This is a genomic window from Corynebacterium sp. LaCa_282, from assembly GCF_057198125.1.
On record NZ_CP191095.1, the window covers coordinates 42,091 to 61,535 of the forward strand.

The following is a 19,445-nucleotide window of genomic DNA, read 5'->3' on the forward strand; positions in this document are numbered from 1 at the left end:
TCAGTGTGAATTAGTAACTATGCGAATCAAGGCCCGTAATGCGGACCTCGACGTGGGAATGGCCCATGGTGATCACATCGCCATCGGCAAGCAGCCAGTTATCAATAGGAGTGTCATTGACCGTGGTGCCATTGGTGGACTGCAAATCCACCAACACGGCATCTTCACCGTTCCACGTGATTTCCGCGTGCTGGCGGGACACGCCCGTATCCGGCAGGCGCAAATCTGCATCATTGCTGCGGCCAATAATATTTGACCCTTCCTGCACGTGATAGACGCGGGAAGAGCCATCCTGCAACATCAAATTGACTGCGGGGCCCTGCGTTTGCGGCGCGGGTTGGTCATCTTGCGCAATGAAAGCGGTAGTAGCTGCGTCATCCGCATTATTTTCGTGCGGGTTGGTCATCTGGTCCTCCTGACCATCAAAGTCGTGGAAAATCGCCTCGAAACCGGTCTCTTCTGTGGGCTCGTGATCTATAAACGAGGACACACGAAGCTGGCCCGTGCGCAGGCCCGATTCCTCCGCAATCCGCACAATGACGGGACCAGCGAGGGACCATCCGTTATTGCGGATAAAGCGAGATAATTGGTCTGCGCAATCGGCAGGCAAATCGGGGTCTTGCGACAAGTTCTCCAAATCCTTGGAGGAGACACCTACAGTCATGACATTGGGACTATAGAGTTTGTCATCGTCCCCGTGGCCGAGATTGTCCTGGGCTTCTTGCTTCAAAAGCTCATCAATCTCTGCAGGAACGACCTTGCCGCCGAAGACAAAAGCCATGCCGTTATCAAGGCCGCGTTGCATAGCGGAATCGAGCTTCGCCAGCCTTTCTAAAAACGCCACGAATTTTGCTCCTTTCCGCTATACAGCGATCAGTAGTGATCAGTAGTAGCCATTATAGTTTGTACACCCCTTTCAAACGTAGACGGCGGCGCGAAAGTTCCTAGATTTTCGCCTTTAAATGCGCAAAATAATCCGCTTTTCCTGCTGATTTGTAATTGCATGTGCTTCCTGTGCTATCTTTATCTAGTCGCACTGACAACCACACCCTGCCCGGGTGGCGGAATTGGCAGACGCGCTGGCTTCAGGTGCCAGTGTTCGATAAGGACGTGCGGGTTCAAGTCCCGCCCCGGGCACAATGAGCAGTTGAACAAACTGCGAGACCGGAGGTAATAAACTCGAAAGGGTTCGTGACCTTCGGTTTCTTTGTTTTTCTGAACTTTGGCGGTTGAGGATTGCAAGTGTGGGAATTTACATCCTAACTCCCGCTCTCTTCTGTCGAACTCTTGTTTTCGATGGTGTCAACAAGTCATTTTGCTTGTTATTTTGATCTGACGTTCTGGCTTTAGCTCCCGCTTCGGGGAAATTGGAATCCTCCAACTGAGATGTTTTCCTTGGGCTGTTGGAGGATTTCCTAGTTGTTGAATCCCAATTTAAGAATTAAACGACTGGGCTGACGCGGAACAGGTTTCCATCAGGGTCGGCAACTACGAAGGTGCGGCCGAAGACGTCATCGTCGGGTGGCTGCACAATTTGGACTCCTTTTGATTGGTGCTGTTGCAAAGTTGGGCGGAGAGCAGCGAAGACTCAGTTTCTCATTCCCTGACGGCCGCTGCGTGTGGGCGTTGTTAGGCCGTCTCGAAGACCCGGTTGACGATCACCGCGTCCGGGTTCGGTTGCCCGTAGGCAAACATCGCGCCTAGCCCTTTCCGCAATGAGTGCATCGCCTCCATCCCTTTCAACGTCCGATATGCAGATATCCGGTTCTTAAACGCGCCTTTCGGCCCGAGAATCCGCTTCAGCCGACCATGGTCGCCTTCCAGGATGTTGTTGAGGTATTTCACCTGCCGGTGTTCCACTGTTGGCGGGCAGATTCCCTCTGACTTCAACTCGGCGATTGCCCTGGCTAGGGAGGGTGCTTTATCGGCGTTGATCACTCTGGGATACCCGGCTGACGCATTGGATCTGAGGGCCTTGGCCAGGAAACACTTCGCTGCGGCCACGTTCTGCTTCGAAGAGAGGTAAAACTCCAAGGTCTGGCCACCGGCGGTGATCGCCCGATAGAGGTAGCACCACCTGCCGCCGACCCGGATATAGGTCTCATCCACCCGCCAGGAACTAGCTTGCCAGTCAGGTACCTGCCGGTACCACCGTGTTTGCTTGTCCAGCTCAGGGGCGTATTTCTAGACCCAGCGGTAGATCGTGGTGTGATCGACCGGCACGCCCGGCTCGGTCATCATTTCCTCCAGATCGCGGTAGCTCACCCCGTAGCGGCAGTACCACCCACTGCCCACAGAATAATGTCACGGGGGAAATGACGACCCGAGAAGATACCCATGGCTGTGATTAGTTCACGTCGCCCTTCCTACTGCCCCAACTTTGCAACAGCACCCAAAGCCCTGGAATGAACTCCTGTCACCAGGGTCATTCCAGGGCATATTTCCCTGACTAAGAGAAGCAGTGACACAGAAGGTCTACCTCAGCGTGGGCCCTGTGGGCGTGCAGGTTCCGTGTGTGGCTGGTGTGCTGCGGCATGGTCGGCAGCGATTGATGACCGACTCTGGAGCGGGTGCCTTGTCTGGTCTCGCGGTTCAGGGTGGGTGGACTATTCGGCGGGTTGGATCTCGCTCTCGGTGACCCACTTGTGGTTGGTCATCGTCATCCCGTCGACGGTGAGATCAACCATGTAGACCGTCTCCTCGGTGGAGTAATCGATGGTGGCCTCAGCACCCTTCATGCCGGACATGTGCTCGGCATCCAGGACAACGCTCGCCCCGTCGGGCAGGGGGGCCTGACCCGGATCGACGAGCTCCTCATGGACGACCCAGCGGTGGTCGGTAACCGGGGCCCCACCCTCGGCGGGGGTGTAGCTGACCGAATAGGTCGTGGTGTCAAACGCCCCGGAAATGGTGGCGGTGGCCCCGTCCATGCCGGGCATGTGGTCAGCGGTGAGGATGACCTCGGTGCCCACCGGGTACGTGGGATCCTCGGCCTCTTCAATGCCTGCCGGCGGTGCCCCGCCGTCGGCAGGGTGGTCGTGCCCGCCGTGCTCTTCGTCGGCAGTGGTGGTGTCTTCCTGGTGGGTCTCGTTGGTCTCTGCGGTTGCCGTCGTGGTGCTGGTGGTGTCGGCATCGTCGGAGTTGTCGGTGGCGTCGCTGCAGGCGGTCAGCGCCAGGGTGGAGGTCAGTACCAAGGCGGCGAGGGTAATGCTGCGTTTCATGAGCGTTCCTTTCAAAGGTGGTGTGAGTTAGGGGTCGAGAGACAAGGTCAGTCAGTAACGGTTACGGGGGATATCGACCTACTGTGTTCCTCCTTCCCGTCGGTCGGAGCCAGGTGAGCCGGCTCCAGATCAATGCGGCGCAACAGCTGGGCGTTCAGGGCCACCACGATGGTCGAGGCAGACATCAAGATCGCGCCCACGGCCGGGGACAGCACGAACCCGATCGAGGCGAGCACTCCGGCAGCCAGCGGCACGGCGAGGATGTTGTAGCCAGAGGCCCAGATCAGGTTCTGGATCATCTTGCGGTAGCTGGTCTGGGACAGCTCAATCATCGACAGCACTGCCCGCGGGTCATCACTGGCTAGGACCACCCCGGCAGATTCCATGGCCACATCCGTGCCGGCACCAATGGCGATACCGACGTCCGCGCGGGTCAGAGCGGGGGCGTCATTGACACCGTCACCGACCATGGCCACGCTCAAACCCCGGTCCTGCAGCTGCGTGACCTTGGTGTCTTTGTCCTGGGGCAGGACCTCGGCGAAGACCTCATCAATGCCTAGGTCCTGACCAACCGCCTGGGCCACCTGTTGCGCGTCGCCGGTGATCATCGCGACCTTCACCCCGCGTTCCTGCAGGGCTTTCACAGCGGCGCGGGATTCGGGGCGGATCTTGTCCTCGACGGCCACCGCACCGATGATCTGACCGTCGCGGACAATATGGAGCACACCGGCCCCACGCCCGGTCCAGGCACTGGTGGTGTCGGTGAGCTCGGCCGGGGTGGTGAGGTTGAACTCGCGCAGCATGTTCGGCCCTCCCACGAGGATCTCAGCGCCATCGACAGTGGCCCGGACTCCCCGGCCGGAGGCGGCGTTGAAACCAGTTGCACGGATTTGCCGACGGGAGGCCTCGGGATGGGCGGCCGCGGCCGCCACGATGGCACGGGCCACGGGGTGCTCGCTGTCGGCCTCCGCAGCGGCGGCCAGGGCCAGTAGCTCGTCCTCGGTGACGCCGACAGCTGCCGCGACACCGGTGACCGCGTGCGCACCCTCGGTCAGGGTGCCGGTTTTGTCGAAGAGCACCACGTCGATGGTGCGCATCCGCTCGAGCGCCATCCGGTCCTTGATGAGCACCCCGGATTTCGCGGCCCGCTCGCTGGAGATCGCAATGACCAGCGGAATCGCCAGGCCCAGGGCGTGCGGACAGGCGATGACCAGCACCGTAACCGTGCGCACCACGGCATCGTCCGGGCTGCCGATGATGGTCCACACCACCGCGGTGATCAGAGCGGAGATCAGCGCGAACCAGAACAACAACGCCGCCGCCCGATCCGCCAGGGCCTGGGCCCGGGAGGAGGACTCCTGGGCGTCGGCAACCATGCGTTGGATCCCAGCCAGGGCGGTGTCCCCGCCGGTAGCCTCCACCCGGATGCGGACGGTGTTGTCGGTGGCCACAGTACCGGCGACCACCTTGTCACCGGTGTCGCGGAAGACGGGACGGGATTCGCCGGTGATCATCGCCTCATCGAATTCGGCGGCTCCGTCGAGGATGGTTCCGTCGGCCGGCACCCGGGCACCGGCCCTCACCAGAACGACGTCGTCGACGACCAGCTCGGAGATGGCCACGGTGCGGGTGGTCCCGTCGATGACTTTCTCGGCCTCATCCGGCAGCAGGGCAGCCAGCGCGTCAAGCGCGGAGGACGCGGCCCCGAGAGCGCGCATCTCCAGCCAGTGGCCCAGCAGCATGATGGTCACCAGCAGGGCCAGCTCCCACCAGAAGTCCAGGTCAAAACCACCCAGCCCCAGAGTGGTGACCCAGGAGGCGACAAACGCCACGGTGATGGCCATGGCGATCAGGAGCATCATCCCGGGTTGGCGGGATTTCAGTTCTTTCCATGCGCCCTTGAGGAAAGGCGTTCCGCCGTAGACGAAGATGATCGTGCCCAGCACCGGGGGGATCCAGGTGGATCCGGGGAATGCCGGGAGGTGGTAGCCAAGCAGGTGGGCGACCATGGGGCTGAAAATAACGACGGGAATGGACAAAATCAGCGACCACCAGAAGCGGTCCCGAAACATTGCGGTGCTGTGTCCGGCGTGTTCGCCGTGACCATGAACGTGGTGGTCTTCGTCCGGGGCGGAATGCGGGTGATCGTGGGGCATTGCCTGGCCGTGGGTGTCGGCATCTGCGTGGTGTTCGTGGCTGGCATGATCCGGGTGGTGGGTGTGGTCTGTTTCCGGAGCGGGGTGATCACCATGGTGATCACCCGAATGGTGGGGAGTGCTCATGACGTTCCTTTCGCTCAACCCGGTCGGGGTCGAGATGATGGGTAAAACTGATCAGGATAAGACGGTGTAGCCAGCCTCCTCGATGGCCCGGCGAACCATCTCCGGAGGTACGACACCGGTGACCGTGACGGTGGAAACTCCACCAGCAGCGAGATCAATCTGGACGTCGTCGACTTGGGGGAGGGCCTGAAGGGCCTGGGTCACGCTTTTCGCGCAGTGCCCGCAGGTCAGGCCGGTGACCTGGTAGCTAGGGGAGGACCCTCCTGCTGACGAGTCGCTGGCGGCAGGGATGGAGGCGGTGTCGGCACGTGAGGCAGGTCCGCAACAGCTGCAGCCGTGGGAGGCCATCGGCAAGAGGCGGGGCGGGGAGGTGATCATGGGAAAGCTCCTACGAGTCGGTGGGATGCGGCGATGCCACTCTCTAGCATATACCCCCCAGGGGTATATTTTCAATGGGTGGAGGGCGCGGCTCTCACGCAGGGCAGGGTGTGGTCACCGAGCAGCCTCCTCACTGTCGGGAGGGGACAGCGGGAGGCGGAGGGCAAACACCGCTCCGCGACCGGGTCCGGGGGAGGTGGCGGTGAGAGTGCCGCCGTGGGCCTCGATCAATGCCTTGGAGATGGTCAGACCGATACCGGCCCCGCCGTCGTCCCGGCTGCGGGCGGCATCCCCCCGGTAGAAGCGTTCGAAGATGTATCTGAGCTGGTCAGGCGGGATGCCCTCGCCGTCATCGGCGACGTGGATGAGTGCGGTGGACGCCCCCTGTCGGTGGACGCTGATCCGGACCTGCCCGCCGGCCGGGGTGTGTCGTAGCGCGTTCGAAAGGAGATTGCTCATCACCTGGCCGAAGCGTTGCCGGTCCACGAGCACCCGGGCGGTGTCCGTAATGGTCTCGACCTGTAAATCGACGCCTTTGTCAGCATAAGCCTCCCCCGCGGCAGCAGCGGCGGTATGGAGCAGATCCCCGAGCCCTTCCTCTGCCAGGTCGAAATCGATCCGGTGTTCCTGGGCCCGGGAGACATCGTCAATGTCTTCCATTAACCGGGTCAGGCGGGTGAGTTGGTCAGCCATGATCGTGTGGGTGGCATTATTCCAGTCCACGACCCCGTCCTGGAGACCATCGAGGTAGACCGTAAGCACCGATAAGGGGGTGCCCATTTCGTGGGCCAGATCAGAGAGCATCTGGCGGCGGACCTGTTCGGTGTGTTCCAGCCGATCGGCCATGGTGTTGAAGGCATGCGCCAGGGTGGTGACCTCGGGGCCTGCTTTTCCGGCGGGCACGCGGATACGGGAGTTGCCGGCCGTCAGGCTGGTAGCGGCGCGGGTGAGATCCTGCAGGGGGGCGCGCAGACGACGCGATAACCACAGGCTGGCCAGCAGGGCGCTGATCAAGGCGCTGGGCAGGGCGACGGCCAGGGTGATCAGGTTGGCGCCCCGGTAGGCCTGCTCGGCATGGAACAGCTCCAGCGAGGGGTCCTCCTGGCCGGTCATCAACATATGATCATGGAACAGGGTCGGACCCACCGTCGTGGCCACGGCCGCGGCCACCAGCAGGCTAATCACCACGACCAACACCTGGGCGGCCAGGAAGCGGAAGGTCAGGCCGGGTCCGTGATTCATGGTTGCCCCACCCGGTAGCCCACGCCACGCACGGTGTCGATAAACCCCCGGCCCCGGGTGTCGGTGCCGAGCTTGCGACGCAAGTTGCCGATGTGGACATCGACGATGCGTTCATCACCGACCCAGGTGGTGTCCCAGACCTCGGTGACCAGGTCGTGGCGGGTCAGCACCTGGCCGGGGCGCAGGGCCAGGGCAACCAGCAGCTCGAACTCCGTGCGGGTGAGCTCCACGGTCGTCTCCCCCACCCGCACCTGATGGGCGACGGGGTCAAGGATGAGGTCACCAACGATCAAGGGGGTGGTCACCTGCGGTGGGGTGGTGCTGGTGCGCGGGCGGCGCAGCACCGCATGCACCCGGGTCACCAGTTCCCGGATGCTAAAAGGTTTGGTGATGTAGTCATCCGCCCCCAAGGTCAAACCGCTGATCTTGTCGTCCTCGCTGCCACGCGCGGTGAGCATGAGGATGTAGCAGTCCGAGAAGGTGCGGATCCGTCGGCACACCTCCAGGCCGTCGAGTTCGGGCAGCCCCAGATCCAGCACCACAACATCAGGGGAAAAGCGACGAGCCTCGTCCACGGCCTGGGTGCCGGTGTGAGCCTGGCGGGTATCGAAGCCGGCCCTGATGAGGTAGGAGGCCACCATCTGAGCCAGGGGTTGTTCATCATCGACGACCAGCACCCGCCCCGGGGGCGTGGCGGTGGTCGGTGTGCGGTCAGCCATAGGCCCCAGTATTGCTCCGGTCAGGGGGGAATACCACCCTCGCTCAGTGCCCGGCGGGGCAATCTTCATCAAATCTTCAAACATCACCCTTCGACTGCCGTCACCCTTGTGCCCCACCCCGGGCCGGCGGCATCGCCTCCCCTGGTCGGTTCAGCAGGCGCCACCAGGGATTTCACTGCCTGCACCGCATACCCGGGGCGGGTAGAAGGACATCGCCCACGGCTGTGGGGTGGTGTCCCGGTGGTGACCCAGCCCACCGAATCCACCCCCTTTTCGCCCTGTTATAAGGCTGTGAGCAGGGCTTTTGATTTCTAGTCCGTCAGGCACCCGTGCTAGATAAAGGTATGACATCGACCTTGAGGCGGTGTCTTCTCACGGTCTTACCACGATCCAAGGAGATTGACGTGAAACGAGCAGCGATCGCAGCCGCCGCCCTTGCCCTCGCCCTCACGGGGTGTTCGGCCGCCGACCCGGAACCCACCGCCGACGGGACGGTGTCCCGGGATACATTCCTGACTACCCATGGCCTGGCCGCCATGGACGCGGTGGAGATCATTGATCACCTCGACCGGCAGAAGGTCACTGAGCGTCCCACGGATCTGATCGCTTCAGTGCGTGCCGATGAACTGCTGCTCTCGAGCGATGACCAGGAAGTCGTGGTCGATCTTCCCGACAATCAGACGTATGTCTCGATCGCGCCCTATCTCACCTCCACCCACGACTGCTTCTACCACAGCCTCACGACCTGCCTGGGGGAACTCGACAATGAGGATATCCAGATCACGATCACCGATGAGGCGACCGGTGAGGTGCTGGTGGACGAGGCGACAACCACCTTCGACAACGGGTTTATTGGCTTCTGGCTTCCCGATGATGCCACCGGCCTGATTGAGGTCAGCTACCAGGGGCGTACCGGCACCGCGGAGTTTTCCACCGCCGACGATGGTGCCACCTGTGTCACAGACCTGCACCTGACGTGATGGCTCAGCAGGGTCCTCACCTGCGCCTGTCTCCCGTGTCACTGAAATCTAACACCAAGGAAGGTTAAATCATGATGAATGGATTTTCCCGACGACAGTTTCTGCTCGGCGGGCTCGTCCTCGCCGGCACCGGGGCCGTGGCCGCCTGCACCAGCGACCCTGGACCCGCTGCCTCGGCACCAGGTTCCTCTCTTCGCCCCACTCCCACCCCCACTGCGCTCGGTGAGCCGACGGTGCGCCGGACACTGACCGCCCGGCCCCTCTCTCTGGATATCGGCGGCATCGAAGCCAAGACGTGGGGATACGTCTCTGACACCGGGGATGCGGCCATTGAGGCCACCGCCGGCGACGTCCTCCAGGTCGATATCACCAATGAACTTCCTGAGAGCACCTCCATCCACTGGCATGGTATCGCACTCCACAACGCAGCCGACGGTGTGCCCGGCATGACCCAGGACCCCATTGAACCTGGCGAGTCTTTCTCCTATGTTTTTGAAGTCCCCCACAGTGGCACCTACTTCTACCATTCCCACTCCGGCCTGCAGCTTGATCGCGGCCTCCACGCCCCACTGATCGTCCGTGACCCGCAAGACGCTGAGGACCAGGACGTCGAGTGGACCATCGTGCTCGACGACTGGGTCGATGGCATTCAGGGCACTCCCGACGATGAGCTCGACAAGCTCACCGGAATGGGTTCAGGCGACCATAACGGGAAGAAGGGAATGGGAGGTCACGGCCAGATGATGCACGGCACCCCGGACCGGGTACTGGGCGGGGATGCTGGCGATGTGATGTATCCGCACTACCTCATCAACGGACGTATCCCCCGTGCTCACCGGACCTTCGAGGCTCGCCCGGGCGACAAGGCCCGCCTGCGGTTTATCAACTCCGGCGGTGACACCATCTTCAAGGTGGCCCTCGGTGGTCACCGCATGACCGTCACCCACACCGACGGCTTCCCCGTCCAGCCTCGGGAGACCGAATCGATCTACCTGTCGATGGGCGAGCGTGTCGACGTCGAGGTCATCCTCGGCGACGGCATCTTCCCGCTCACGGCTTTGGCGGTGGGTAAGGACGACCGCGCCTTCGCCGTCATCCGCACCGCCGGCGGCCAGGCCCCCCACCCCGATGTCGACTTCCCCGAGTTGTCGTCCACCGGACTGCTTCTGTCCTCCCTGAAGCCAGCAGACCGTGCACTCCTGCCCGAGGACACACCAGACCGAGAAGTCAGTATCGACCTGGGCGGGCAGATGATGCCGTATGAATGGAGCATTCTCACCGACGGCCAATCCTCCTCCGCGACCGTGCAGGAGGGCCAGCGCCTGCGGATGGTCATGCGCAACAGAACCATGATGCCCCATCCCATGCACATCCACGGCCACACGTGGGCGCTGCCCGGCAGCGGCGGGCTACGCAAGGACACCGTCCTTCTCCGCCACGGTGAAACCATGATCGCCGACCTGATCGCTGACAACCCCGGTGAGTGGGCATTTCACTGCCATAACGCCTATCACCTGGAAACCGGGATGTTCAGCTCGCTTCGCTACGAGTAACCCCCACAGCAGGGTTGAGTGCCGAGGTGGGCGGGGGTGTCCCCCGAGTAGTGGACACGGCGTTGGTGTGAAGTGTCCCAGGTTTTGTTCCGTTTGAGTAGATGGGAAAATCTGGAACATGCCGAGAAAATTTGACCAGGATGCAAAGGACCGTGTGGTCCGTCTCGTGGAAGACCGCATCGTGGCGGAAAATATGTCGATGCAGGCCGCGTGCCAGGCAGTAGCCCCAAAGCTGGGGGTTTCATGGCACACGGCTCGTCAATGGACTTAAGCCTGCCCGCCGTGCGGGGAGCATCCCAGAACCTGTGTGTGAAGATTTGGCTGCCGAAAACGCGAGGCTACGTCGTGAAAATCACCAGCTACGCGATACTAATGAGTTGTTGAAGGCTGCCTTGGCTTTTTTCGCCTCATGACTCGACCCCAAACGTTAAGAAATGATCCGGTTCATCGATGAAAACCGGAATCGTTTCTCTGCCCGAGTTCATCTGCAAGACGTTGAAAAATAACCGGGCTGGTGGGTTTATCACCTCGCGTGGGTATCGCCAGTCCAAGGCTCGCGGGTTAAGTGCTCGTCGACTTCGTGATGCTGCGTTGGTTGAACGCATTAGTGCTGTTCATAGAGATAATTATGGTGTCTACGGTGTGCGGAAAATGTGGCATGCTCTTCGCCGTGAAGGAATCGATATCGGTCGTGAACACGCTACCCGGCTGATGCGCCTGGCTGGCGTTTCTGGCAAAGGCAAAGGCGGATCACCGATTACAACCCGAAAAGCTAACGTGCCTGATCTGCGCCCGGATTTGGTCGAGCGTGAATTTAAAGCCCGGGGCCCGAATAAGCTGCGGGTGGCCGACATTACCTACGTGCGCACGAAGAAAGGCTTTGTGTATGCCGCATTTGTCACCGACGTCTACTCCCGGCGGATCGTCGGATGGGCGCTGTCAGATTCGATGCGCACTTCAAGCACTGCCGCTGCAAGCTCTCAACCAGGCGACCCAAGTGTGCTGAGGAAACAACAGGTCTCATTCACCATTCGGATCACGGATCGCAGTACGTCAGCGTTGTCTACAACCAGCGCCTTTCCCAGCATGGCATTGCCGCTTCCACTGGGACTGTCGGTGACTCCTACGACAATGCTCTGGCTGAAAACGTTAACGGCCCCTCATAAGAACGAGCTAGTCCATACTCGCAGGTGGAATGACGTTGTAGAGGTAGAAATTGCGACATTCGAGTGGGTGTCATGGTGGAACGAGACTAGGCTCCACCAAAGCTTGGGGTACCGAACCCCGGTCGAGGTGGAAACCGAGTTTTGGAAGCAGAACTTGCCACAGGCAATAATAGAAATCAAGGCAAATGCCTAGGAACAAAACTCGGGGCACTTCATTCCTTGGCGGAGTATGCAATGCCGTTCAGGTGGCTGCACTGCGAATCATCGTTGTTGGAACCGTACCTGATGGGGTTAAGCCCAAAGCCCTTTCTACGATGGGATCGATAAATAGCTCTGCAATGCTTATTGGATACATCATTGGGGCGCCAATCGTAAGTGCCATCGGCCCAGCCGCGGCACTGGCCGTATCCGGAATTGGAACCTCGGTGCTCACAGTAGGACCAGTCCTGAAACACCGTTTGCACTGATGCCCATGCGCGCACCTAGTTGCTGTTTTTCTGCTTTTTCGTGCGCAGCATGTCCATGCTCATTACGGCGCCGATGATGGCGGCGTGCTGTTGCTCGTTGAGGTCTGGGGCGATCCGCAGGAGATACGTGTTTTTACCCATGAAGTAGTTGCCCATGCCGGTCCATTTATTGGAGACATCGGCAAGCTGGCGATCCTGGGAGGTGATGGTGAGGTTCCAATCCCAGAAATCGCCGTGCACTTCGACGCCGGCAAAGCCCTCCATTGTTAATTCCATCTTCGTTTTGAACATGGAGAAGCGCTTGGTGATAACGGCCATGGGCTGTTCAATTCCCGGTAGGTGTACTTCGTAGGTATCCCTCAAAAAATTCGCCGGATCCGAGATCGTCATGACTGTTTGTTGGGGGTTGCCTTCGGCATCCGTGAGCGCGACCTCCAAACTGCGGGAGGGTTTAAACACCATCTCCTTAAGGCTGGTGGATTGCACAATGGTGCCCACTGGGGTCCCGTTGACATCAGAAATCATGAATCGAGCCTTGAGGAGGGACTTGGTCTGGGAAATAACCAGCTCGTTGAGCGTGAATAAGTTTTGCATCATGCCAGCCAATGTATGGCAGTGGGCGTTTTTAATCCTCCTCCCTAGGGGTGGTTTTTGCTTCTTCCTGTGCTTGGTGGGCCTCCTCGTAGGCTCGCGCGCGGTGGGCGGTCATGGTTTGTGCAAAAGTTTGCACCCAATTCTTATTCTTTTCTGCCAGTGGGCCGGAAGGCTCGGTGACGGTCCAGGTGCCGTCTTCGAAGAGCCAAATAATGTCTCGGGTGTGCGGATCCATGACGTAGAAGGCCCGGCCATCGGTCTTTATGTTGTGGTGGTGTTGGCACAGGCAGGCAAGGTTTGCGGGAGTCGTCGGCCCGCCATCCGCGTGATTGATGCGGTGATCCTTTTGGCACACCGTGGCAGGGCGGTTGCAGCCTGGGTAGCGGCAGGTGCCGTCGAATCCTTCGAGGTAGGCTGCCATATCCGGCGGGGTTACGTATCCCTTTACCTCTTTATCCGGGTTCATTTCCCGGATCTTGGAGTAGGGCAGCGCGTTGGAGTGCGCCGGGTCGAGCCACCCAACGGATTCAATGAATGCGGGGGAGTTGGGGACATCGGTTGCCTTGTAGGCATTCAGGATGACCTGGGGTGCTTCGGTATTGCCGGTGAGGAGGGAAATGGCGGCATCGGCAAGCGAGCAATCCAGCTTGAGTGCAGTCTCCTTGATGCACTTATCTACGCACGCCATCACCGAGGGATCCGCGCTCAGCGTCATCGCCGTAGTATTGTTGCCCCAATTCTCCATGGTGTAGCGCGGCTGGGTCGGCCCCTTCTTGACCGCAAGGGTGTCATCTTCGAGGTTGATGAGCTCATTGATCTTTCTTTTAATCTGCGCTTGCGTCCGCATGGACTGGTTGGCGCGGGTGGGAGTGAGGTAGGCGGTGAGCTGCTCATCGATGCGCGCGACTACCTCCGGGGTCGGGTTGCCCAGGCGGTTAAGGGATTTATTGATGGCAATGAGGCGGTCTAAATCTAAGTGATAGAGCTCGTGTTGCAGCTCTTTTAGCTGTGGGAGCTCTTCCAGGCGGTACAGGGCCATCAGGATATGGCCGATTCGCCCTTCATTAACTCCGGTCGTGCGGTAGAGGGATTGGGTGACTAATTCGAAATCAGAATCGAGATCGGGGATCTGTTCAGTCCAGAACTCGTATTCAGTCTTCCGCATTTCAAAAGCTAAGCGTGTAGTGGGGTCTTTGGTGTTGGTCGTGGAAAAGTAGGGATCTTCCATGGCGCTTAAAACCTAAATTTGTTGTGTGAACGTCTGTACGAAAAGCACTATAGAACACCCGCCGGACATTCGCCTGTTTTAAGACGTTTCCGCAGGTAGGACTGCATATTCTTTCGTCAAAATAAACAGCTTAAAAAGCAAAATTATGTGCTAGCTTGAGGAAGGTATGAGTCAGGAGCAGGACACGCAGGAAGAACCCGGCCGCGCGTGGTGGCAGTGGTGGGCGCCTTTGGCGATGATCGCTAACTTCCTGGTGCTCCCGCCGGCGATTTACCAGGCGGTTTCCGGCACGGTATTGCTCGGCATCATGGGTGGGCTTACCGTGCTTATTGCTCTTATCGATGCCACCACATTCCGCTACTCATGGACCATCTTCTGGGTTGCGGGCATCGCCTATTTCGCGGCCATGGAGATGTACTTCAACGAGGGGACATGGATTTACCTGCCGGTAGTGGTCCTTTTGGCGTTGGGTGCTGGCAAATTGGGCGCCAAGTTGAGGAAGCGCTGATGGAAATCTGGCGGTTGGATCACCCTGAGGCTGGCCTGCTCGAGGTTGAGCGCGGCTACGATGCCGAGTTCGCCGAGCGGGGCGAATGGCCCAAGGAGCCGAAGGAATTTACGCCGGTGCTGGGCGATGCCCCCTTTATCCGCCGATTCCAGCTCTGGCGCAAGAATCCTGCACCCCGCATGCAGATCGTGGTCGACGGCGAGGTTCGCAGCCGGCACGACAAGCCGCGTGGCGGCCGTTATTCATTGCAGAAGAAGCTGGAAAGCGATCTCTCATTCAGTGAGAATAGTGCGCCGCCGACTGAGCCCTATGTAGATATCCAAGCTACGCCCTTTGGGGAGATACAGGATGTCTACTACCGCGATGGGGAGGAGGCCGTGGCCTTTGATCCACCGGCGGGCTCCTTGGGTGAAAAGCGGCGCCGGGCAATGGAAGAAAGCCCCTTCAAGCGCGTGCTGTATCCACTGCTCGGTGGGCTGGGGAAGTCCGGGTGGGCCATCGCGATGATTGTTTTGGCTCCTATTATTAGCCGCATCCTCTCGCGCTTGCTGCCGGATTGGGAGCTGCCAGATGTAGATTTCCCAGAGATTTACCTTCCGCTGCCAAATTTGCCGAACCTGCCGGAGCCACCGCAGATTACCTTGCCCGCGCCGCAGTTTGCGGTGCACTTTGAAGCACCGGAGTGGGTGGTTTTCCTTATGGATTACAGCAGGGTGTGGATGCCTATAGTTATTGCCATTGCCTTTGGGGTGATGGCGGTGCGCAATGCCAAGAAGTCGGAGGCGAAGAAGAAGGAGTGGCAGAACCATGAAGATTCGCGGCGCGATTGATGCGGAGGGCCGGTGCAAGCATTGGCATTCCCCGCTCGACGTGGTGGCCAATAAGTGCGCGACCTGCGGCGAGTACTTTGCGTGCGCGCTGTGCCATGCGGAGCTGACGGATCATGAGTTTGGGCCCATGCTTGTCGATGCCCCCGCTGCCCTCTGCGGTTCCTGCGGCTTCGAGATGGATTACCGGCTGTATTCTACTGTCGAGGCATGCCCGGAGTGCGGGCATATGTTTAATCCCGGCTGCAGTGCGCATGCCGGGATCTATTTTCAGGTGACCGCGTAAAAGCGAGGGGAGCGCTACTGGTTCAAGCCCAAGAAGCGGTTGACTAAGCTGTGGTAGGCGCGCACGGTGAGATCGAGGTCCTCGAGGTAGAGGTGCTCATCGTGGCTGTGTAGCTGTGAGTTGGCGCTGGCCATATCGCGGCCCTCGGCATGCATGGCAAAGCCATAAGCATTGCCGCCCTTGCGGCGGGCGAAGCGTAAATCGGACCCGCCGGTGGCATGAACGGGCACGACGTCTTTGTCGGGGAAGAACTCCTTTGCCGTCGCCTCAATGGTGCGCCAGAGTTCGGTATCGGTAGAGGACTGGGTGGCGTTTTCGGTGATGAGGTGTTCGATTTCTACTTCATCGGCGAGATCGCCCAGTGCGCTGCGGAGGAAATCGTCCAAGTCTTCCTGGGTTTGTCCGGGGAAGGGACGGATATCCATCTCTAGGTAGGCGTGAGAAGGCAGCACGTTGATGGCACCGCCGGCGCGCAGGACAGTCTCGGCGATGGTGGTGTGGCTAAAAGCGTGAGCATAGGCATCGAGGTTGCCGAACTTGGTGTAGTCACCGGTGCCATCGATAAGCTCTTTTTCGGTCTCTGGGTCGAACTTAAAGGTACGGACGAAGCCTTCCCAGATTTCATTGGAGGCTGTGGGTGGCTCGGCCTCGGCGATGCGGCGGGCGACCTCGCCAATCTTTACGATGGCAAAGTCCTTGCCGTAGGGAGTCGAGCCGTGTCCGGCATCACCGGTGACATGGAGGCGGCGCTGACCGGCGCCCTTTTCGCCCACGTTGAAGCCCACCGCGCCGGGCAGGTGGCTACCGCCGGTTTCGGAGAGGCAGTTCTTCCAAGAAAAGGCATCGGGGTGGTTTTCTGCCATCCAGCGCACGCCTAAGCCGCCGCGGGCCTCTTCATCGGCCATGCCCACGAAGGCGAGCGTTCCGCCGGGGTTGCCGGCGCGCGCCACCTCGCGGGTGACGGCTGCCATGGTGGCGGTAATAAAGAGCATGTCCACGGATCCGCGGCCATAAAGCTTGCCGTCTTCAATAAGCGCCTCGAAGGGCGGCTTGGTCCACTTGGGTTCATCGACGGGCACGACATCGGTATGCCCCATAAGGGTGAGGGGCTCCTTGGCGGGATCACCGGGAACGGTCACCACGATGGACACGCGCCCCGGGTGGGATTCAAAGCGCTCAATCTGGACGTCTTCTCCGGCGAAGAAACTTTCCAAAGAATCGGCATTGCGCACTTCAAACCCGGAATCCGGGGTGAGATCGTTTACGCAGGCATTGCGGATGAGTTCTTGGAGGAGTTCGAGGGTGTCATCGTAAAGCGTCATGCCCCTTAGGGTAATCCCGCGAAAAAAATTTTGTGATTTTGGCCAAAGTTGAACGGCGTTCAAGTATGGTTCACTGCATGAGCATTGTTGACATCGCCCGTGACAAAGCCCTGGAGCAAGGCAAAGGCCTGAACCAGGAAGAACTACTACAAGTACTGCAGGTTCCAGATTCCCAGCTGGAAGAAATTGCTGATATCGCCCACCAGACCCGCCTGAAGTGGTGCGGTCCGGACGTATCGGTGGAAGGCATTATCTCCATCAAGACCGGTGGTTGCCCAGAGGATTGCCACTTCTGTTCCCAGTCCGGCCTTTTTGAGTCCCCAGTGCGCGCAGTGCGCCTGAACATCCCTGAACTGGTGGAAGCGGCACAGAAGACCGCCAAGACCGGCGCTACCGAGTTCTGCATCGTCGCTGCGGTGAAGTCCCCGGATGACCGCCTGCTGGACCAGGTGGGCGAGGCCATCGCCGCCATTAATGATGCCGTTGACATCGAGATTTCCTGCTCCCTGGGCACCCTGACCCGCGAGCAGGCACAGCGCCTGAAGGACATGGGCGCACAGCGCTACAACCACAACCTGGAGACCTCCCGCTCCTACTTCCCCAACGTGGTCACCACCCACTCCTGGGAAGAGCGCAAGAAGACCCTGGATTACGTGCGCGAGGTAGGCATGGAAGTCTGCTGTGGCGGCATCATCGGCATGGGCGAGTCCCTGGAGCAGCGCGCCGAGTTCGCAGCCCAGCTGGCAGAGATCGATCCGTGCGAGGTCCCGATGAACTTCCTCGACCCTCGCCCGGGCACCCCGTTCGCTGATCGCCCGCTGGTTCCGCTGGGTGAGGGCCTGCGCGCCGTTGCTGCATTCCGCTTGGCGATGCCCTCCACCACCCTCCGCTTCGCTGGCGGCCGCGAGCTTTCGCTTGGCGATGACGGCACCGAGCGCGGTTTGCTCGGCGGCATCAACGCCATCATTGCCGGCAACTACTTGACCACCTTGGGTCAGGAAATCGAAAAGGATGTGGACATGCTGGGCCGCATCGATCTCCCGATCAAGGCTCTGTAGTGTCCGAGCCGAACTCTGAGTTGGCAACCGCCGTCCTGGCCGGGGACGAGCCAATTTTCCACCCCAATACCGGCAAGCCGATCGAAGAGGTCTTCACGCTACACCCCGCTGCAGCCGCCGGCCTCGACGTGCCGCGCTACTGCCAGATCTGCGGCCGCCGCATGGTGGCCCAGGTGCGCCCCGATGGCTGGCACACCAAGTGCTCGCGCCACGGGGAGCTAGATTCTGAGTGGTTATACGTAGAGCAGCTACCAGAGAGTTAGCACTACTAAGATTAAGATAGGGAGCCGCTGCCGCAAGGCAGGCGGCTCTTTTTCTATTGAAAAACAGCCGTGAACTGCGGGTAGGTAATCCTACTTGCGAAATTTGGTGCGTCCTACTTTAGAGATTTGGTAATCTCTACTTTAGAGATTTGGTGCGTTCTACTTGCGAAATTTGGTAAATTTATGTTTGTTCCTCGGCAGCTCAGTGGATCTATAACGCAGTTAATGAAATGGTTTCCAGTTGTCAGCGTGACGGGGCCGCGGCAGTCTGGGAAGTTGACTCTTCTGAGAGAAATGTTTCCGGACTTGTCATACCTCAATCTTGAGGATCCAAGTATTCGAAGGGTGGCACAAGAAGATCCTGTGGGTTTCCTTTCGAGCCAAAGTGGACCGTTGATTATAGATGAGGCTCAATATGCACCGGACCTGTTTTCCGTTGTCCAACTTCGCTCGGATGAAGTGGGAAGCCCTGGGCAATATATCTTATCCGGATCGCAAAATTTCTTGCTTATGGAATCCATAACGCAATCGCTGGCGGGCCGCGTTGGGATCAGTCATTTGTTGCCCTTCGGCCTCATGGAAGCTCGCTCTATATCAGCTGATCTGACCGTTGATGAATTTATGGTTCGTGGTGGATATCCGCGCTTGTACCAGGCTCAAATTCCTCCGGAAATCTATTTTGAAAACTACGTGCAGACTTATCTCCAACGGGATGTGAGTGGGTTACTCAATGTTCGGAATAGTGATAGCTTTTGGCGATTCATTAAGGTCTGTGCGCTGCAAGCTGGAAACTTAATCAACTATTCCGCAATCGCAAATGAGATTGATGTTTCTTTCCAGACGGTAAAAAATTGGGTCTCAATTCTGGAGTCTAGTTTCATCATATTTTCTTTACCCAGCCACCATTCCAATCCCCGGAAGGTGCTTACTAAGACCGCGAAGTTGTATTTCTATGATACTGGCCTGTTGTGCCACCTTCTTGGTATTTCTTCACCAGAAGAACTTTCTGTGCATCCACAGTCAGGTGCAGTGTGTGAAAATATGGTGGTAGCAGAAACCATGAAAACGCATATTCACTCTGGTCGCAAGCCGGATCTACGGTTCTATCGGGATAGTTCTAAAAGAGAAATCGACCTATTGGATTTTACGGGCGGCGATCCTAAGGCTTATGAAATCAAGGCATCGCAGACCTATCATTCCAAATACACGCGTCATCTCGCGACTGTAGGTGAAGAGCTGGAGATCAAACCCGCAAACCGCACAGTGCTATACCGCGGCCAATATTCCTTTCAAGCACATGATGCTGAAGTAGTCCCGATTGAGCAGTACTTGCAATCGCTTGATTAGATTG

General features: G+C 59.2%; 19 protein-coding genes, 1 tRNA gene and 2 pseudogenes. 11 read left to right on the top strand and 11 right to left on the bottom strand.

Features of this window, described 5'->3' with window-relative positions; translation table 11 throughout:
* Window positions 1-10: 10 nt before the first annotated feature.
* The gene (locus ACP8KU_RS00200; protein ID WP_005276103.1) at window positions 11-844 is read right to left on the bottom strand and encodes an FHA domain-containing protein; all 834 of its coding nucleotides are present in this window, start codon (window positions 842-844) and stop codon (window positions 11-13) included.
* A gap of 208 nt (window positions 845-1,052) precedes the next feature.
* Here ACP8KU_RS00200 and ACP8KU_RS00205 point away from each other — a divergent pair.
* A tRNA-Leu gene (locus ACP8KU_RS00205) sits at window positions 1,053-1,137 on the top strand.
* Between the two features lie 304 nt (window positions 1,138-1,441).
* Here ACP8KU_RS00205 and ACP8KU_RS00210 read toward each other — a convergent pair.
* From ACP8KU_RS00210 to ACP8KU_RS00240, 7 genes and pseudogenes are all read right to left on the bottom strand, one after another.
* A complete protein-coding gene (locus ACP8KU_RS00210) occupies window positions 1,442-1,564 on the bottom strand; it encodes a VOC family protein (RefSeq protein WP_005276107.1) in 123 nt (40 codons plus the stop codon).
* A 65-nt stretch (window positions 1,565-1,629) separates the two neighbouring features.
* Window positions 1,630-2,339: pseudogene (locus ACP8KU_RS00215) on the bottom strand (IS6 family transposase).
* A gap of 267 nt (window positions 2,340-2,606) precedes the next feature.
* On the bottom strand, window positions 2,607-3,221 hold the full coding sequence (locus ACP8KU_RS00220) for a YdhK family protein (protein ID WP_005276111.1): 615 nt from the start codon (window positions 3,219-3,221) through the stop codon (window positions 2,607-2,609).
* A 47-nt stretch (window positions 3,222-3,268) separates the two neighbouring features.
* Complete coding sequence (locus ACP8KU_RS00225) at window positions 3,269-5,503, bottom strand: copper-translocating P-type ATPase (RefSeq protein ID WP_039885340.1); 2,235 nt, start codon at window positions 5,501-5,503, stop codon at window positions 3,269-3,271.
* Between the two features lie 51 nt (window positions 5,504-5,554).
* A complete protein-coding gene (locus tag ACP8KU_RS00230; RefSeq protein ID WP_005276120.1) occupies window positions 5,555-5,881 on the bottom strand; it encodes a heavy-metal-associated domain-containing protein in 327 nt (108 codons plus the stop codon).
* A gap of 114 nt (window positions 5,882-5,995) precedes the next feature.
* Window positions 5,996-7,123, bottom strand: coding sequence for a sensor histidine kinase (locus ACP8KU_RS00235; RefSeq protein WP_484483797.1), 1,128 nt, complete (start codon window positions 7,121-7,123; stop codon window positions 5,996-5,998).
* Window positions 7,120-7,842 carry a response regulator transcription factor gene (locus tag ACP8KU_RS00240; protein ID WP_003859491.1) on the bottom strand — a complete coding sequence of 241 codons (723 nt, stop codon included), beginning with the start codon at window positions 7,840-7,842 and terminating at the stop codon, window positions 7,120-7,122. Before ACP8KU_RS00240 ends, ACP8KU_RS00235 begins: the two co-directional genes overlap by 4 nt.
* A 404-nt stretch (window positions 7,843-8,246) precedes the next feature.
* Between ACP8KU_RS00240 and ACP8KU_RS00245 the strand changes: the two genes are divergently transcribed.
* The 4 genes and pseudogenes from ACP8KU_RS00245 (at window position 8,247) to ACP8KU_RS00260 (ending at window position 11,734) form a co-directional block, all read left to right on the top strand.
* The gene (locus ACP8KU_RS00245) at window positions 8,247-8,822 is read left to right on the top strand and encodes a CueP family metal-binding protein (RefSeq protein WP_023016447.1); all 576 of its coding nucleotides are present in this window, start codon (window positions 8,247-8,249) and stop codon (window positions 8,820-8,822) included.
* Between the two features lie 71 nt (window positions 8,823-8,893).
* Complete coding sequence (locus ACP8KU_RS00250; protein WP_023028062.1) at window positions 8,894-10,375, top strand: multicopper oxidase family protein; 1,482 nt, start codon at window positions 8,894-8,896, stop codon at window positions 10,373-10,375.
* Window positions 10,376-10,447: 72 nt separating this feature from the next.
* Window positions 10,448-10,646: pseudogene (locus ACP8KU_RS00255) on the top strand (hypothetical protein).
* Between the two features lie 179 nt (window positions 10,647-10,825).
* Entirely contained in the window at window positions 10,826-11,734 is a 909-nt protein-coding gene (locus ACP8KU_RS00260) for an IS3 family transposase (RefSeq protein ID WP_484483798.1), read from the top strand.
* A 289-nt stretch (window positions 11,735-12,023) separates the two neighbouring features.
* Here ACP8KU_RS00260 and ACP8KU_RS00265 read toward each other — a convergent pair whose 3' ends face one another.
* Both ACP8KU_RS00265 and ACP8KU_RS00270 read right to left on the bottom strand, forming a co-directional pair.
* A complete protein-coding gene (locus tag ACP8KU_RS00265) occupies window positions 12,024-12,605 on the bottom strand; it encodes an LURP-one-related/scramblase family protein (RefSeq protein WP_284640629.1) in 582 nt (193 codons plus the stop codon).
* Window positions 12,606-12,633: 28 nt separating this feature from the next.
* A complete protein-coding gene (locus tag ACP8KU_RS00270) occupies window positions 12,634-13,767 on the bottom strand; it encodes an HNH endonuclease signature motif containing protein (protein WP_284640631.1) in 1,134 nt (377 codons plus the stop codon).
* 229 nt (window positions 13,768-13,996) lie between these two features.
* Between ACP8KU_RS00270 and ACP8KU_RS00275 the strand changes: the two genes are divergently transcribed.
* Genes ACP8KU_RS00275 through ACP8KU_RS00285 form a run of 3 tightly spaced genes read left to right on the top strand, consistent with a single transcriptional unit; the run spans window position 13,997 to window position 15,451 of the window.
* Window positions 13,997-14,338, top strand: coding sequence for a heme transporter (locus ACP8KU_RS00275; RefSeq protein ID WP_484483799.1), 342 nt, complete (start codon window positions 13,997-13,999; stop codon window positions 14,336-14,338).
* Window positions 14,338-15,168 (top strand): hypothetical protein, encoded by an 831-nt coding sequence (locus ACP8KU_RS00280; protein WP_484483800.1) that lies wholly within the window; start codon window positions 14,338-14,340, stop codon window positions 15,166-15,168. Before ACP8KU_RS00275 ends, ACP8KU_RS00280 begins: the two co-directional genes overlap by 1 nt.
* Window positions 15,146-15,451: a CHY zinc finger protein gene (locus tag ACP8KU_RS00285; RefSeq protein WP_005280535.1), complete on the top strand. Its 306-nt coding sequence runs from the start codon at window positions 15,146-15,148 to the stop codon at window positions 15,449-15,451. Before ACP8KU_RS00280 ends, ACP8KU_RS00285 begins: the two co-directional genes overlap by 23 nt.
* Window positions 15,452-15,465: 14 nt before the next feature.
* On the opposite strand, the gene ACP8KU_RS00290 is transcribed toward ACP8KU_RS00285, so the two are convergent.
* On the bottom strand, window positions 15,466-16,773 hold the full coding sequence (locus tag ACP8KU_RS00290) for a M20/M25/M40 family metallo-hydrolase (protein WP_484483801.1): 1,308 nt from the start codon (window positions 16,771-16,773) through the stop codon (window positions 15,466-15,468).
* 77 nt (window positions 16,774-16,850) lie between these two features.
* On the opposite strand from ACP8KU_RS00290, the gene bioB reads away from it, so the two are divergent.
* The 3 genes from bioB to ACP8KU_RS00305 all read left to right on the top strand — a co-directional run bounded on the left by bioB (window position 16,851) and on the right by ACP8KU_RS00305 (window position 19,441).
* Window positions 16,851-17,831: a biotin synthase BioB gene (gene bioB, locus ACP8KU_RS00295; RefSeq protein ID WP_484483802.1), complete on the top strand. Its 981-nt coding sequence runs from the start codon at window positions 16,851-16,853 to the stop codon at window positions 17,829-17,831.
* Window positions 17,831-18,094, top strand: a complete 264-nt coding sequence (bsaP, locus tag ACP8KU_RS00300; protein ID WP_023024778.1) for a biotin synthase auxiliary protein BsaP — start codon at window positions 17,831-17,833, stop codon at window positions 18,092-18,094. Before bioB ends, bsaP begins: the two co-directional genes overlap by 1 nt.
* 225 nt (window positions 18,095-18,319) lie before the next feature.
* Complete coding sequence (locus tag ACP8KU_RS00305) at window positions 18,320-19,441, top strand: ATP-binding protein (protein ID WP_484483803.1); 1,122 nt, start codon at window positions 18,320-18,322, stop codon at window positions 19,439-19,441.
* Window positions 19,442-19,445: the final 4 nt, after the last annotated feature.

Coding starts and splice junctions, on each gene's coding strand:
- ACP8KU_RS00220 (WP_005276111.1), bottom strand. CDS start 3,221: ATGAAACGCAGCATTACCCTCGCCGCCTTGGTACTGACCTCCACCCTG.
- ACP8KU_RS00225 (WP_039885340.1), bottom strand. CDS start 5,503: ATGAGCACTCCCCACCATTCGGGTGATCACCATGGTGATCACCCCGCT.
- ACP8KU_RS00230 (WP_005276120.1), bottom strand. CDS start 5,881: ATGATCACCTCCCCGCCCCGCCTCTTGCCGATGGCCTCCCACGGCTGC.
- ACP8KU_RS00235 (WP_484483797.1), bottom strand. CDS start 7,123: ATGAATCACGGACCCGGCCTGACCTTCCGCTTCCTGGCCGCCCAGGTG.
- ACP8KU_RS00240 (WP_003859491.1), bottom strand. CDS start 7,842: ATGGCTGACCGCACACCGACCACCGCCACGCCCCCGGGGCGGGTGCTG.
- ACP8KU_RS00250 (WP_023028062.1), top strand. CDS start 8,894: ATGATGAATGGATTTTCCCGACGACAGTTTCTGCTCGGCGGGCTCGTC.
- ACP8KU_RS00260 (WP_484483798.1), top strand. CDS start 10,826: ATGAAAACCGGAATCGTTTCTCTGCCCGAGTTCATCTGCAAGACGTTG.
- ACP8KU_RS00265 (WP_284640629.1), bottom strand. CDS start 12,605: ATGATGCAAAACTTATTCACGCTCAACGAGCTGGTTATTTCCCAGACC.
- ACP8KU_RS00270 (WP_284640631.1), bottom strand. CDS start 13,767: ATGCGGAAGACTGAATACGAGTTCTGGACTGAACAGATCCCCGATCTC.
- ACP8KU_RS00275 (WP_484483799.1), top strand. CDS start 13,997: ATGAGTCAGGAGCAGGACACGCAGGAAGAACCCGGCCGCGCGTGGTGG.
- ACP8KU_RS00280 (WP_484483800.1), top strand. CDS start 14,338: ATGGAAATCTGGCGGTTGGATCACCCTGAGGCTGGCCTGCTCGAGGTT.
- ACP8KU_RS00285 (WP_005280535.1), top strand. CDS start 15,146: ATGAAGATTCGCGGCGCGATTGATGCGGAGGGCCGGTGCAAGCATTGG.
- ACP8KU_RS00290 (WP_484483801.1), bottom strand. CDS start 16,773: ATGACGCTTTACGATGACACCCTCGAACTCCTCCAAGAACTCATCCGC.
- bioB (WP_484483802.1), top strand. CDS start 16,851: ATGAGCATTGTTGACATCGCCCGTGACAAAGCCCTGGAGCAAGGCAAA.
- ACP8KU_RS00305 (WP_484483803.1), top strand. CDS start 18,320: ATGAAATGGTTTCCAGTTGTCAGCGTGACGGGGCCGCGGCAGTCTGGG.